The sequence below is a fragment of the Mesorhizobium sp. M0018 genome, assembly GCF_040323955.1.
Lineage (GTDB): Bacteria > Pseudomonadota > Alphaproteobacteria > Rhizobiales > Rhizobiaceae > Mesorhizobium.
Genome location: NZ_JAMYVL010000047.1, coordinates 1 through 13,560 on the forward strand (window position 1 = coordinate 1; position 13,560 = coordinate 13,560).

General features: G+C 59.9%; 11 protein-coding genes and 1 pseudogene. 6 read left to right on the forward strand and 6 right to left on the reverse strand.

Annotation, left to right across the window (positions count from 1 at the left end):
* The first annotated feature begins 184 nt into the window (after positions 1–184).
* From NKJ81_RS31475 to galE, 3 genes and pseudogenes are all read left to right on the forward strand, one after another.
* Positions 185–688, forward strand: a pseudogene (locus tag NKJ81_RS31475) (ATP-dependent DNA ligase).
* 438 nt (positions 689–1,126) lie between these two features.
* Entirely contained in the window at positions 1,127–2,101 is a 975-nt protein-coding gene (locus NKJ81_RS31480; protein WP_352542847.1) for a UDP-glucuronic acid decarboxylase family protein, read from the forward strand.
* Complete coding sequence (galE, locus tag NKJ81_RS31485) at positions 2,098–3,072, forward strand: UDP-glucose 4-epimerase GalE (protein WP_352542848.1); 975 nt, start codon at positions 2,098–2,100, stop codon at positions 3,070–3,072. Before NKJ81_RS31480 ends, galE begins: the two co-directional genes overlap by 4 nt.
* 153 nt (positions 3,073–3,225) lie before the next feature.
* Here the strand turns inward: galE and NKJ81_RS31490 are convergent, their stop codons facing one another.
* Genes NKJ81_RS31490 through NKJ81_RS31515 form a run of 6 tightly spaced genes read right to left on the reverse strand, consistent with a single transcriptional unit; the run spans position 3,226 to position 11,599 of the window.
* Positions 3,226–5,043: an ABC transporter ATP-binding protein gene (locus NKJ81_RS31490; protein WP_352542849.1), complete on the reverse strand. Its 1,818-nt coding sequence runs from the start codon at positions 5,041–5,043 to the stop codon at positions 3,226–3,228.
* Complete coding sequence (locus NKJ81_RS31495; RefSeq protein WP_352542850.1) at positions 5,040–6,029, reverse strand: glycosyltransferase family 2 protein; 990 nt, start codon at positions 6,027–6,029, stop codon at positions 5,040–5,042. Before NKJ81_RS31495 ends, NKJ81_RS31490 begins: the two co-directional genes overlap by 4 nt.
* Positions 6,026–9,043 (reverse strand): trifunctional glycosyltransferase/class I SAM-dependent methyltransferase/polysaccharide deacetylase, encoded by a 3,018-nt coding sequence (locus NKJ81_RS31500; RefSeq protein ID WP_352542851.1) that lies wholly within the window; start codon positions 9,041–9,043, stop codon positions 6,026–6,028. Before NKJ81_RS31500 ends, NKJ81_RS31495 begins: the two co-directional genes overlap by 4 nt.
* Before the next feature lie 7 nt (positions 9,044–9,050).
* The gene (locus NKJ81_RS31505; RefSeq protein WP_352542858.1) at positions 9,051–10,217 is read right to left on the reverse strand and encodes a glycosyltransferase family 2 protein; all 1,167 of its coding nucleotides are present in this window, start codon (positions 10,215–10,217) and stop codon (positions 9,051–9,053) included.
* Between the two features lie 2 nt (positions 10,218–10,219).
* Entirely contained in the window at positions 10,220–11,215 is a 996-nt protein-coding gene (locus NKJ81_RS31510) for a glycosyltransferase family 2 protein (protein ID WP_352542852.1), read from the reverse strand.
* Between the two features lie 54 nt (positions 11,216–11,269).
* Complete coding sequence (locus tag NKJ81_RS31515) at positions 11,270–11,599, reverse strand: hypothetical protein (RefSeq protein ID WP_352542853.1); 330 nt, start codon at positions 11,597–11,599, stop codon at positions 11,270–11,272.
* 460 nt (positions 11,600–12,059) lie between these two features.
* On the opposite strand from NKJ81_RS31515, the gene NKJ81_RS31520 reads away from it, so the two are divergent.
* From NKJ81_RS31520 to NKJ81_RS31530, 3 genes are all read left to right on the forward strand, one after another.
* Positions 12,060–12,452 (forward strand): DUF982 domain-containing protein, encoded by a 393-nt coding sequence (locus tag NKJ81_RS31520; protein WP_352542854.1) that lies wholly within the window; start codon positions 12,060–12,062, stop codon positions 12,450–12,452.
* Positions 12,453–12,551: 99 nt separating this feature from the next.
* Positions 12,552–12,794, forward strand: a complete 243-nt coding sequence (locus NKJ81_RS31525; protein ID WP_352542855.1) for a DUF982 domain-containing protein — start codon at positions 12,552–12,554, stop codon at positions 12,792–12,794.
* Between the two features lie 88 nt (positions 12,795–12,882).
* A complete protein-coding gene (locus tag NKJ81_RS31530; RefSeq protein ID WP_352542856.1) occupies positions 12,883–13,125 on the forward strand; it encodes a DUF982 domain-containing protein in 243 nt (80 codons plus the stop codon).
* The last annotated feature ends 435 nt before the right edge of the window (positions 13,126–13,560 follow it).

A 13,560-nucleotide genomic window follows, 5' to 3' on the forward strand; every position in this document is an offset into this window, starting at 1 on the left:
GAATCGGTGATCGCAACGTCACCACCGTGCCATGGCCGCTCGCCCCTCAGAGCAAGCCCCGTTCTCTCTCCAAAACTTTTTGCAGAACCTTCAGCACACTATCCAAGTTGGGGGGATGTCGGGCTGTCTGTGCCGATCAGCCGCCGCGCGATCAAAGGTGGCGTCATTGAGTAAGCGTGCCAAGGTGAACGGCGGCCAGCTGGAGTTCATTCCGCCGCAGATCCCGACTCGGGTCACGGAGCCGCCCGAAGATGAGGGATGGCTTCAGGAGGTCAACCTTGACGGCTACCGAACGCAGATCATCATCGATAAAGGCGGCGTGCGTCTATACAGCAAGAACGGCCGTGACTGGGCCACGAAATACTGGCCCATCGCGCTGGCGGCCGAACTGCCATGCCGGGCTGCCATTATCGACGGCGAGGTCATTGTTCCAGGCGAGCAGGGCGCTCCCCATTGACCTGCGCAGGAAGCTGCGATCTGGCTCGAACCGAGCCGGCTGGTGTTCGTCGCGTTCGATATCCTCCATCTCGACGGTCGCAATCTAACCTCCTTGCCCCTGCTGCAGCGCAAGCAGGCGCTGTGGCAGCTCGTTGAGCACGGCCCCGGCAAGATCCAGTACAGCGAGCATTTCGAGAGCAGTGCGCTAGCGATCTTTCGGGCCATCGAGAAGGTGGGCTCGAGAGCGTAGGCGGTCAAGTCGGCCGACCGACATGCTGCGCGTTCCAGTCACCACCGCCCTGAGGCTCAAAATTGGGCCGTGTATGGACGGCTCTCCGTTGGCAAGGGTTCTATTTGAGCGCTCTGCAGTTGCTGGCTGGTGCGCCATGTGTCCGACCTGTAGGTGCGGCTCTTAATATGCCACAGGCAGGCTGATGATCGCGCCCGGCGGGCAGACCGCACACGATCCCAAGGGCAACAACGATGGGAAAGCGGCTCGGAATTTCAAACTGACCCACGACCGCTAATCTGAATCGAACCCAGCCTTCTTCCGCCGCGGACATCGGGAACGGGTCGCGTTTCGACAAAAATGTCTTGTTGGTAACGCAAATTGAAAGCAGACCCCGGTAGATCGGGCTACGGTGAAGCGAGATTGTGAGCTTGGCTAATTTGTCTTGGAGACCCGAAAATGCCACAGGCAAAGCGGATCCTGGTGACTGGAGGCGCGGGCTTTTTGGGATCGTTCTTGTGCGAGCGGCTGCTTGGTGAAGGTCACGAAGTTGCCTGTGTCGATAATTTCTTCACCGGAAGCCGAAGAAACGTCTCCAATTTGCTCGACAATCATTCCTTCGAAATCATTCGCCATGACGTGACGTTTCCACTCTACGTTGAAGTTGATGAGATCTACAATCTTGCCTGTCCTGCGAGCCCCGTTCACTACCAGTTCGATCCGGTTCAGACGACCAAGACCAGCGTCCACGGGGCGATCAACATGCTAGGGCTCGCCAAACGGGTTCGCGCGAAGATCCTTCAGGCGTCGACGTCCGAAGTTTACGGCGACCCTGACGTTCACCCGCAGACCGAGGATTATTGGGGCAGGGTAAACCCAATAGGACCCCGTTCTTGTTACGACGAGGGCAAACGATGTGCTGAAACCCTCTTTTTCGACTATCGGCGACAGCACGGTCTGCGGATCAAGATAGCGCGCATCTTCAACACATATGGCCCTAGGATGCGTCCGGACGACGGCCGCGTCATTTCCAACTTCATCGTCCAAGCCCTGCTGAACGAACCGATCACGGTGTACGGCACTGGCCAGCAGACACGTTCATTTTGCTATGTCGACGACCTCATCGACGGTCTGGTTCGCATGATGCAGACGGCTGACGATCTTACTGGTCCGATCAATCTCGGCAATCCGGTCGAATTCACGATGCTAGAACTCGCCAATCTGGTGATCGAACTTACTGGAAGCCGGTCGTCGATGAGTTTTTTGACTTTGCCCGTTGACGACCCTAGACAGCGACAGCCCGATATCGGGAGCGCCTTGCGCGAACTCAATTGGGAGCCAAGAACCGCATTGCGGGACGGCCTTGTCAAGACCATTGCCTATTTTGAAGGCCTGGTTTCGTCGGGCTATGTACGGCCGGCCGCTGCCGAATGAAGACCGTCTTGGTCACCGGCGGGGCCGGCTATATCGGATCACACTGTTGCAAGGCATTCGCCGAATCGGGTTGGTCGGTGATCACGTATGATAATCTCTCGCGCGGTTGGCGCGACGCGGTTAAATGGGGACCGATTGTCGAAGGCGACATTTCCGACGCCGAGGCCGTGTCGGCGGCTCTACGACAATATCGGCCTGATGTGGTGGCGCATTTCGCCGCCTACGCCTATGTGGGCGAGTCAGTCGAAAATCCCGGACTCTACTACCGAAACAACAGTTTCGGGTCGCTGGTGTTACTCGAGGAGATGTTGAAGGTCGGCGTGGGCAAGCTGATCTTTTCCAGCACATGCGCATCGTATGGAGTTCCGGTTCGCTCTCCGATTGACGAAACGCATCCGCAGTCGCCCATCAATCCCTATGGATGGTCGAAATTTATCATAGAACGGATGGTGGATAATCTCTCCTATGCCCATGGCCTCGACGCGGTCGTGCTCCGGTATTTCAACGCGGCCGGATGCGATCCCGACGGCGAGGTCGGCGAGCGGCATGAACCGGAAACACACGTCATACCCCTCGCTATTGAGGCGGCTGTCAGGCGGGACCGGATTTTTACCATCAATGGCATCGACTTCGATACCCGCGATGGAACCGCGGTGCGGGACTATGTCCATGTCACCGATCTCGCACGTGCTCACGTCCTGGCAGGGGAGAAGCTGCTGCGCGACAAGGGTGTCCACGTCTACAATCTCGGGACTGGAGCTGGAACGACGGTGAAGGAGCTGGTGGATGCGGTCAGCCGGGCATCGGGATCGCGCCTTCCTGCGGTTTACGGTCCGCGCAGGGCAGGTGACCCGCCAGCGCTTGTGGCCGCGGCCGACAAGGCGCAGCGGGAACTTGGCTGGGTGCCTGAGCAATCCGGAATAGACAGGATCGTCGAGACGGCGCTGGCCTGGTACCGTAGCCGATTATGACAGGTCCGCCACGCTGCCGTGGCCGAGAGAGCAGCAAAGACCGGCCGACCAGCTCTCGATTCACTGTCGGCGCCGGACGGAGTCGATGGAGAGGCTCCGGGTTTGGACGCGCGTCAGCGTTGAGGGCAACTGAAGAAAAATAGAGCAGGGCCATCATCCTTTGTCCTCAGCGTCAGAGGCACATACGATTTCGTGCTGGCGACCTTGGTATTGAGGAACAACGACGGAGGCAGGTCCTTGGCTGTTGACTCTGCCGTTCTCTATCCAAATGACGTTGCCTGCATCACGCGCCGTTTCTATGCGGTGCGTGATCAGCAAAATTGTCCTTTTGCCAAGCTGCCTGTCAATCGCACGCCGTACTTGATCCTCGAGCGCGGTATCGAGTGCGTTCATGGCCTCATCCAGGATCAGGAAGTCCGGATTGCGCAATACAGCTCGTGCCAGGCCAATGCGCTGTCGCTGGCCGCCGGAAAATCGCAGCCCCTCCTGCCCGATCCAGGTATCGTAGCGATCGGGGAGGTCTTCGACGAATGACGCGACGCCGGCACTGCGGGCAGCCACAATGATCTCTTCTTGGGACGCGTCGGCTTTGGCCATGCGGATGTTGTCTGCCACCGTGCCCTCGACGAGGTCGACGTCCTGACCCGTTACGGCGATCTTGGACAGCCAGTCGTCCCGCCTGATGTCCTGCAGCCGGGTGCCGTCAATCTTGATGTCGCCAGAGGTCGGTTCGTACAGCCGTAAGAGGAGGTTCACGATCGTCGTCTTGCCAGCGCCACTTGCGCCGATCAGCGCCGTGGTTTCTCCGGCTGGTATATCGAACGACAGGTCCGTGAGCACCGGCGCATTTTGATCATAGCCAAAGCTCACGTGCTCGAAAACGATACTCGCGTTCAAATTCCCGAGTGCGATGGTGCCTTGCGATGGATATTCCTTGTCCTCGGACTGGACCATCTCCAACACCGAGCGCAGTTGCGGCTGCATCTGCGCCAGAAACAGCAGGTTGCTCTCGAACTCCTGCGTATGCGGCTGCAGCCGATAGAGGAGGGCGACAGCGGCCAGCGTTACCTCGAAGCTGATATGCCACCACCCGGAGACCAGGACGATGGAGCCCAACATTCCCAGATAGCCGATCTCGGTCGCTGGGCCGATCCAGGACGAAAGGCGAATCAGGGACAGCGATGCGTCGCGCGCGGCCGCCGACGATTGCACGAAGCGACGCTGATGTAGCGCCTCCTGTCCGTAGGCGCGAATGGTGCGCAACGCCTGGAGTGTCATGAGCATATGCTCGCCGAGCGATTGATGGATTTTCTTCACCCGATGTCCCAGGTCCCGCGCGGGTCGCGAAAAGATGCGCAAGATCGCCGAGATCGCGATTGAGCCAAGAGCTGCGATCACCAGGATCTTCCAGGAGATCGTGAAGAGAAAGACGGCGAACACGAAAATAGAGCAGCTGTTGATGATGAGTCGGGTCACTGCACCATACGCTTGCGCCACCAGCCACGATTCGGTCCCGAGCACCTCCATCAGTTGCGATTGCTCGTGCTGTTGGATGGATCCGAACGCGACCGTGAGATATTGTTCGTGGACGAGGTTGCGCACGCGCTCGCTGATCCGTTCGCCGATGCTGGAGCTTATCAACGAATACAGCAGCGCCAGCGCTCCACGAGCGAAGATGAGTAGGAGGATCGCGAAGGCGAGCCGGGTAGGACTACCGAGCCAGGCGACTGCCAGGCCCAGCGCTCGGCCCTGAAGGCCATTTCCAGCATCCGTGATTCGGCTGGACACCAAATAGAGGAACAGCAAGATCAGGGTGATGCCGAGCGTCTCGGCCAAGGATGACAGAAAGCCAAGAGCGAGCAGAGCGGGCGTCGCCCAGCGCGGCTTGCCCACGATGCGAAGCAGGTGCGAAAGATCGCGCAACGAAGCACGGACCGCACCGCGGCGAATGCCTTCTTTCGCGGCGCTCATTCCAGTTCCCCGGTTGGGAAGCGTACGATCACCTGCGGGCGGACAGGCAGGCGGCCGCGGACCAACTTCGTCGCGGCGCGTTTGGCCAAATGCGCCCCGATCCGGGGCAAATCCACGGCGATTACCCGCATGGCGATCGCGGGATGACGGCGAAGCAGCAGTGACAGGATCGGAAGCACAAAGCGCGGGTGCCTCTGACGCAAAGTCCGCTCCAGGAGCCACGCCGAATAGAAATGCAGGCCTTCACGCAGCGTGGTTGCCGCATCCGGGTGGCGGCCGAGCATCTCGTCCACCACCAGCATCCAGGACCGCAGCATGCGGGTCATGTTGCTCGACATATTTCCCGGTAGATAGCGATATCCCACCAGCGGCTCTTCGACGACTTCGAAGTGGTAGGTTTCGGCAACGCGACAATAGAAGAGGATATCTTCACAACCCTGCGCGCCGGCCTCGCGCAGCCCAGCCTCGAAACCATCGGCGTCTATCAGGGCCTGCCGGTGTACCAAGGCTGCGCTGCCATTGCCAACGAAATTGCCGTGGAAAAGGCGCTCAAGCACATCGCCCCGCCAGTTTGGCCGATGCTGATCATCCGTTACCGCACTCTGAGCATCGATGACTCGATACCAGCAGTAGACGAGCCCCACTTTCTCGCCTGCCCGATCGAACGCGGCCAATTGCCGCTCAATCTTGGTCGGCGCCCAGAGATCGTCGGCATCGACGAATGCGATCAGATCGGATTGCGCCGCTTGCCAACCCGTATTGCGGGCGGCGGCCACGCCGGCGTTAGCCTGCCGGATCAGCCGCACGCGAGGGTCGACCTCCATGTGGTGTCGGGCGATGGTGACAGTCTGGTCGCGCGAGCCGTCGTCGACGACAATAATCTCGAGCGCGCGGTGAGACTGGGACCGAACGCTGCGGAGCGTCTCGTCGATTGTATCTTGCGCATTGTGAGCGGGGATAATGACGCTGACGAGTTTGCCGTTCATTCGAGCACCGCCTCTACCATGGCGACAAAGTCATCGAGCGAACGGTCCCCACGCACCTCGATGCGCGGAAGGTCGATTGGATCGCAATCGAGGTCCGCCGGTCCGTGTCTGCCGCCGAAGCCGATTCGATAGCCGCACTCCTTGGCCAGCCTGCCAAGCCGTCGGTCGGTGACAGAGAAGGGTGCCGCGAACGCCGCGGTTGGCCGACCGGTCCACCGCTCGACGAACATACGCGAGCGCAGCAACTCAGCGGCCAGCTCGGAGCTCGAAAGGCCATCGATGGCGCAATGCGTCGCCAGATGGCTCCCGAAGAAGGCACCTTCGCCGGCAAGGCGTCGCACGGTCTCGGCGTCCATGAGTGGTGCCGGGGGACCGCTGTCGGCATCCCATTGTGCACTTTCACCCACGAAGTCCGTTACCAGGAAGACTTCGGCCGTCAGGTCGTTGGCGCGCAGGATTGGCCAGGCATGGTCGGCAAAGTTCTGCAAGCCGTCATCGAAGGTGATGAGCACCGGACGGCCCACGAAAGGGTGACGGTTGGCAATGAACCATTCGAGCTGCTCTGACATGATCGCGTGAAAGCCATTGGCGCGCAGCCATGCCATTTGGCTGGCGAATGCGGCGGGCGCGAGCCGAAAACGGGCGAGTGCGGCCGGACCTTCATCGGAGACGCCGTGGTACATGAGAACGGGAATGCGCTGCCGCCGCTCGCTACGCGCAACCTCACCGCGCAGCGCCCGTGCCCCGCCCCAGACGATGTTTCGCGCGACGTCCGTCTCGATGGCCGCGCGGATGGGGAGGTGGTCGAGCGTCGGATCCGCCGCAAATTCTGCCGGGGACAGGCGGCGAAAACGGTCGATGCGATAGAGATCGGTCTGGATCGATCGCTCAAGAACGAGGCCTTCGGTCGCGGCCAGCGTCTCCGAAATTAGTTGCGCGCCGAATTTGTGGTCCCAATCGAAGCCTGTCCGTTCCATATTGTCACGAAGCACGAATGCGTGTGCGCTGACAAAACTGCCGCCGGGCGCCAACGCCTCGACGATCTTTGAGGCGACGCGCCGCAACTTGTCGAGATTGTCCAGGAAATAGAGCACTTCCGAGCAGATGATCAAATCCATCTCGCCCGGCAGCGTGTCCGCAAGAAAATCCAGTACCCTGAATTCGATATTCAACTGGTGTCTGCACCGCGCGCGCGCCCGCCCGACCGCTACGGCGGAGATGTCAGTTGCGGTCAAATGGCCCACGCGCGGCGCCAGCTGCCGCGTGAAGTGGCCCTCCGCGCAGGCCAGCTCAAGCGCCCGTCCGATGGGACCGGCAGGCAGAATTTCGAGCTGCCGCTCATATTTTTCCTGCTCATAGGGCGAACCGTAGTTCCAGGGATCCTCGATCGCAAAATGGCGATTCCAGAAAGATGTGCGATCATTGTCGCGCCCATCCGCGGCCCGTGCACGCCGCGGCGCTGCAAAAGGCTCTTTAGTTTCGGCGCTCGACCGAACCAGCGCCTGCGCTTCCGCGGCCAATCCCGCAAGTTTGCCGAAATGGCTGTCCTGATCAGACCGGCGTCCCGCCATGGACAACAATGCCTCGGCTGCAGACATGTTTGACTTGTCGGCACCGGCGCCCTTTTGCGGTGCATCTACAGGCGATCGCCTCGCAAGCCGCGCGACACGCTTCCAGAAGCGGGACGCCATGCGGCTATGGCCGGAGAGATTGCCTAGAAGCCGCTCAGGGGGCACGAAAGCCAGGATCAATTCAATCCAATGACGCCTTGTCACTCTCCCGAGTACACCGAACTGCACGAGAGCTTCGATCTGCCCTTCCATCATTAGGTAGACATAAAGTTGATCGATCCCTTCCGGAAGTTCGGTCGAGCCCGGATGCCGAACATCGACGCGTATCCCCAGCGTTCGCGCCAGCCTGCGCGGTGCGGCAAGATCATCGAAGTCGAGGAGCATTTGGTCAAGATGATATTGTACCCGGCGGCCTGCGGCAGGGTCGCTCCAGAGATTGCTGAGTTCAATCACCAAGTCGGTGAGGGGGCCACCGAACCTGTCCCATCTGGCGGCCAATTGCTGCGGCGCCGATAGACTTCCTACCATCAGGCCGTCGAAGACCACCTTAGCGATCTCAGGCGCCCATTCGTATCTGGCCGGGAGCGCGCGCAGGATCCGCGAGGGGATCGAGCCGCCGCCGCTGCCGCAATCCGACGCAGCGTTCCACAAGGCGAACCACGCGAGTGCTTCGCAAGCGGCGCGGCCGTCCAACGGGTTCGCTCCCTTGGCGTGCGCAGACGCTGGGTGTTTGACTCTGGGGTCGGCAGAAAAGCCGCGGGCAATCACGATCTCCGCATCTGATATCATCTGCGTCGAATTTCGGGTGAGCGAATTGGGGCTCGCCCGATAGTAGGCGAGCGGCTCGTCGACCATCACCCAACGGTTCCCGAGACGTGCGACGCGCTGCCACAAATCCCAGTCCTCGCAGGTGGCCAGCGACACATCGAAGCCGCCTAACTCGACGATCGTCGCCCGGTCGATCAGCAGCGCGTGAGTACGGATGGCGCACCGGCGCGCGAATGTTTCGAAGGGTTGGATCGCAACCTCGGGGGCGATGCTCGACGGGGTGAGTGCGCCATCGGGCATCACGCGCCGAGAACCGCAATAAGCGGCCACTGGATCGGGAGCGGTTTTCAATGCGGCCAGCATTTTGGCAAGGAAGCTGGCGTCTACCCAATCGTCGGCATCCAGGAACATTAGCCAGCGTCCGCGCGCTGACGAGATCCCCTGATTGCGCGCGCCGGCGGCGCTATGGGCAGAGGAATTCACCGTGCGAAATCGAGCATCGCGCCCAACATAACTGGCGATGATTGCGGCAGTACGATCATTCGAGTCATCGTCGACGATGATCGCCTCCCAATCAGTAATGTCTTGATTGATGAGACAATCGAGTGCTTGTGCCAGCGTCAGCTCCGCGTTCCGGGCAGGCACCACGATTGAAACCGAGGGATTGTCCGCCACGTCGTCCTTACACGCGCTTGGTTCGGAGGTAGAACAGGATTCCTGAAGCATAGCCGGCGATTTCATGCCAAATGAAACGATCCTCAGCGCTCCTGCATCCAAGCAGCCTTCTGCGGACCCTGCCGAGGTACCAGAGTGGCTTCCATTTGAAAGCCTGTTTCAAATTCGCCTTCACGCCAGTCCGCTCATGCTGGACGAGCAATGCGGCCGAGTGACCGCGCATGTAGAAATAGATCTGCTTGGCCAGGCCTTCCATAGTCCGCCTGTGGAAATGGAATGCGACGGAGGTTGGCTGGTAACGGCAGTCATATCCATTGGCAAGCAGCCGATACCAATATTCAGAGTCGCCCGAACATCCAGCCTGGCCGACGTCAAGGCGCTCGTCAAACAGCCCCGCGCGGTCAAACACGTCGCGCCGGAAGGCCATGCTTGCACCGGCACCGATTTTCCATGCCGGGAACACTTCGTGCCTGCTAGAGGCAAAGTCGGCCGCGCGGAACAATTGCGGCCTGTAGCCTTGCCCGAAGCTCCAGAACGTCTCGAAATAGCGCTGTGCTTCGGTGGCAAGTTCTGCTGGCAGTACAAGGCCTGTCACCGCGCCGGTCGAAGGCCTGTCGAACGCCGTGATCAGCTGCTCAAGCCACTGCGGGTGAAGCAGGACGTCATCGTCAGTGTAGGCGACGATTTCCGCGGATGCACGCTGGGCGCCCCGGTTGCGAGCGATGTCCAGACCAGGTCGATCCTCGCGGACGTAGATTGCGCCGGCAGCGAGTGCTACCTCGCGCGTTTCGCTACCTGTCGATGCGTTATCGACAACGATGATCTCTGCCGGCGGGACACTTTGCTGGGGAAGCGAGGAGAGGCAGCGCCGCAATTCTTTCGGCCTGTCGCGTGTGCATATGACCACGCTGGCGCTCGGCAGAACCGGTGGAGTAAGCGTTGGACCTGCAGCGGCCGTGATCGGCATAGTGCGGCACTCACCGTCGCTCCCTCTGAGCAAATGCCCGACCGGAAGCCCGCCGCGCCACAACACGATCATTCCAGAATCGCAATCCTCGGGACTGACTTGGGTATCCAAATCCACGTGGCGGATACCTGCGCAGCCATCCGGGCCAAACAGCTTGTACAGTTCTGCGCTCAACAAATTTGCGCGCCGACTCGGCATGTCGGACATCTTCACCAGCTCAATTCGCTATAGAGAGGCCGAAATTCGCTCTTGTCGTTTCGCATTCGTCTCACGCGCATCTTGAGCCATCGAGGAACCAGTCGGGCCCTGCAATATTCTTCCAGCATATTGGGCAGGCGGGAGATCGCAACGCCCGGCTCCGTCACAAAAAGCCTCCTCAGCAGCTCGCCGGCCGCGAAAAACCGTCCCTCAATGAAAGCTCTTGTGGCAAGCCAATGGATCATGTCGACCAAGTGGGCATCGAAATCGCGCCCGAATGACGGATACTTTTCACGAAATTCGGCAAGGACAATTTCACACGAGCGAAGCATCTGCATGACATCGCTTGACATGTTGAGGTTCGTCATCCGGTAGCCGACAAGGTGCTGAGGGACGAGCCGGAACTCATAAGTTTCCGCAATGTTGAGGCACATTAGAAGATCCTCGCAGCCTTGTGCGTTCCTGGCCCGCAAGGACGGATCGAACTGTCCCGCTCGCTCGAATGCGGAGCGACGTACGAGTAGCGAACTTCCGTTACCGACAAAATTTTGTCTGCATAGGCGCTGGAGTACATGACCTTCGGCGTCGGGCCGATGGCGCAGCGAGAATACTCGACCATCCTGGTCGATATGCGCGAACCAACAATAGGCCAAGCCCGCCGAAGAGCCACCTTCCTGCAAGGCGCGCAACTGTAGTGCGATCTTGGAAGGGGCCCAAAGATCGTCGGCGTCGACAAACGCCAGAAACTCCGCGCTGGTGGAAGCCGCACCGCTGTTGCGAGCGTTCGCCACGCCGCCATTCGAGTTTGCTATGAGGCGTATACGGTGATCTTTCTTGGCATATGAGGCCACGATTGATGCGCACTCGTCCGTCGATCCGTCGTCTACCACGATAATGTCCAATGCCTGGTAATTCTGACGGCAGATGCTAATCAGGGTAGAACCAATGGTTCGCTCGGCATTAAACATCGGGACCACGACGCCTACCGTGGGTTTGTCCTGGATCATCGGCGACTTCGTTTTCTCCTTAGGGTTGGCAAAAACGGCTAGCGACCATACGTGTCAGTACTCCTCTTCAAGATCGGGGCGAATTCGCGTCAAAATCAGCTCGGGCGTTCCTATTCGCCTGACTAAAGCCTGTGACCGCGACAAAATCATGTCGCCGAAAGACGCGACATCCATCGCATCTTGAGAAATACGAATTCGCCGTAGCCCTACGCCGAGACGCGCCACAGCGGCATCAAATGCGAAAACCTGATCGTGACCGCGCAGAAGCGCTACGCCTTGCAGGCGGGCGGCCGCCGTCACTCCAGGATCGCGCCGTTGCTCTGGCGCAAGGGCGCGGCGAGGTGCGGACGCGATCTCACTGACATCGCCATCCCACGATGCCATCTCTCCCGGATGTGCGAGGACGGGCTGCTCGTGAACGTCGGCTATGGCCGGTATCGAGCCGCCGCGCTGCGGCCTGACCTTCAGGCGCGCTGAACTCGCTGTAGGATGGCGCCGCTTCGATGACCTCGCCATTCCGGTCCTCGCAGACGGCGTGGATCGGACGTAAGCCGCCGAGGCGAGGGACTGCTCGGGAAGGCGGTTACGGCGGCTATCGTGCCGTCGTTCCGAATGCCGCTTCACCGTCGCGCCTTCAGGAACAATTTGATGCACGCTCCGCACCGCGCCGGGCGCGCACCGTGCAGGAAACGAAGCGGGCACGGGGGTCCTCGCGCTAGCCAGTTATCCGATCCCCCGCTCAGAAATTCCTACCAAACGTTCCTGAGCCCACCATTCCACACGAAATCGTCGGTTGATCTCTTATTAGTTCCCGACAAAATACAGAAGTTGGGTCGATACAATCATGGTTGAAGTCGAGAGAACAATGCAGAGGTCAGAAGCTGCCCGCAGTTTCCTTCGAAAGCTGCTCACTTTATCATCAGAACGAACGCTGTCGGATGAGCAAAACTTGCTTAGGGGACTTCATCGGTCCGCAAAGAGTGACCCCATGGTAACCCATTGGTTCTCCCCTCCGGTTCCCGTCAGGACTGAAGGTCCCGGCCTGACACACCACGTCAACAACGCAGTGGCAGCAGCTAATGAACTCCTGAAGTGGACCAACCGTGGCCCTCACTGGAACCTCGCGGTGCGCGTTTGCGTGACTGTTATTGCCGACGAGATGGAACCTGAGGAGGCCCGCAAGGCATTCCTGGCTGCCGCCGAGGAGGAGGGGAAGCTGATTAGGGCTGGTGGCTGACGGCCAATTACTTCAACATCCGCTCAGCCTCAGGAATTCCACCAAATGCTCCCCGACCGGAGGCTGGCTGCAGAAGACGTCGTTCGCTAAATTCCACCCATGGCAATCCTCTGGTTCTCACCCCCTGTGTACGTTAAGACGGAACATAAAGGCTTCCGCTACGCGGTCCACCACGTTCAGGCTGCGGCTGAGGAACTCGTCTTGTGGACCAAGCGTGGCTCTAGGTGGCAAGAGGCGGTGCGCGTCTGTGTGGATGCCTTGAGCGGTAAGGTGTCCCCAATGCAGGCCCGCCACGCGTTCGAGCAGGCTGCCGAGGAGGAGGGCATGCTTTTTCCTGATTAGCAGGTCGTGTGGCTCTTCGCGCGAGCCAAAGTCGATCACCAGCTCAGACATCCTTCCAAACATTCTCACCCCCTCTAATTATCCCTCAATGGCAACCCATTGGTTCGTCCCTCCGGTGTTCGTGAAGACTGAAACCGGCGACAGGCGTGGCTGCAACAATGCCAAGGCAGCCCTTGAGCAGCTCAAGACGTGGACTCGGAGAGGACCTCGCTGGCAAAAGGCGGTGACCCTCTGCCTTTCAGATCTGGAGGGCGATCCGATTGACCCTCAGGTGGTACGAAAGGCCTTCGAGGCTGCCGCTAAGGAAGCCAAGATGTATCTCCCCCCGTAGGAGAAGGTGTCATGGCAACCCGTTGGTTCTCCGCTCCGGTGTACGCTAAAACCGACCGACCTGGGGTCACCTACGGGTGCAACAATGTCGAGGGTGCCGCCGAGGAACTCATGAAGTGGACCAAGATGGGGCCTAAGTGGCGGGAGGCTGTGCAACTATGCATCGACGCCGGCGAGGACCGGGCGACACCGGAGGAGGCACGTAAATATGAACATCACGCGGCCCGTCGGATTGGTGCTGGCAAGCGAAGCGTTCTGGAGCCTTCGGGCATGTGGTGTTCAATCCCAGGGTCGATGCCGGTGAGATTGATGCGTTCCCAACTCAGCGGCGAGAAACTTCGCTGTCATGCCGGCTTGTGCTGCCGCACGACCTTCCATTCATGCCAGATCAGCACCATGACGACAGCATCGAATACGGTCAGGACAAGCAGGCCGA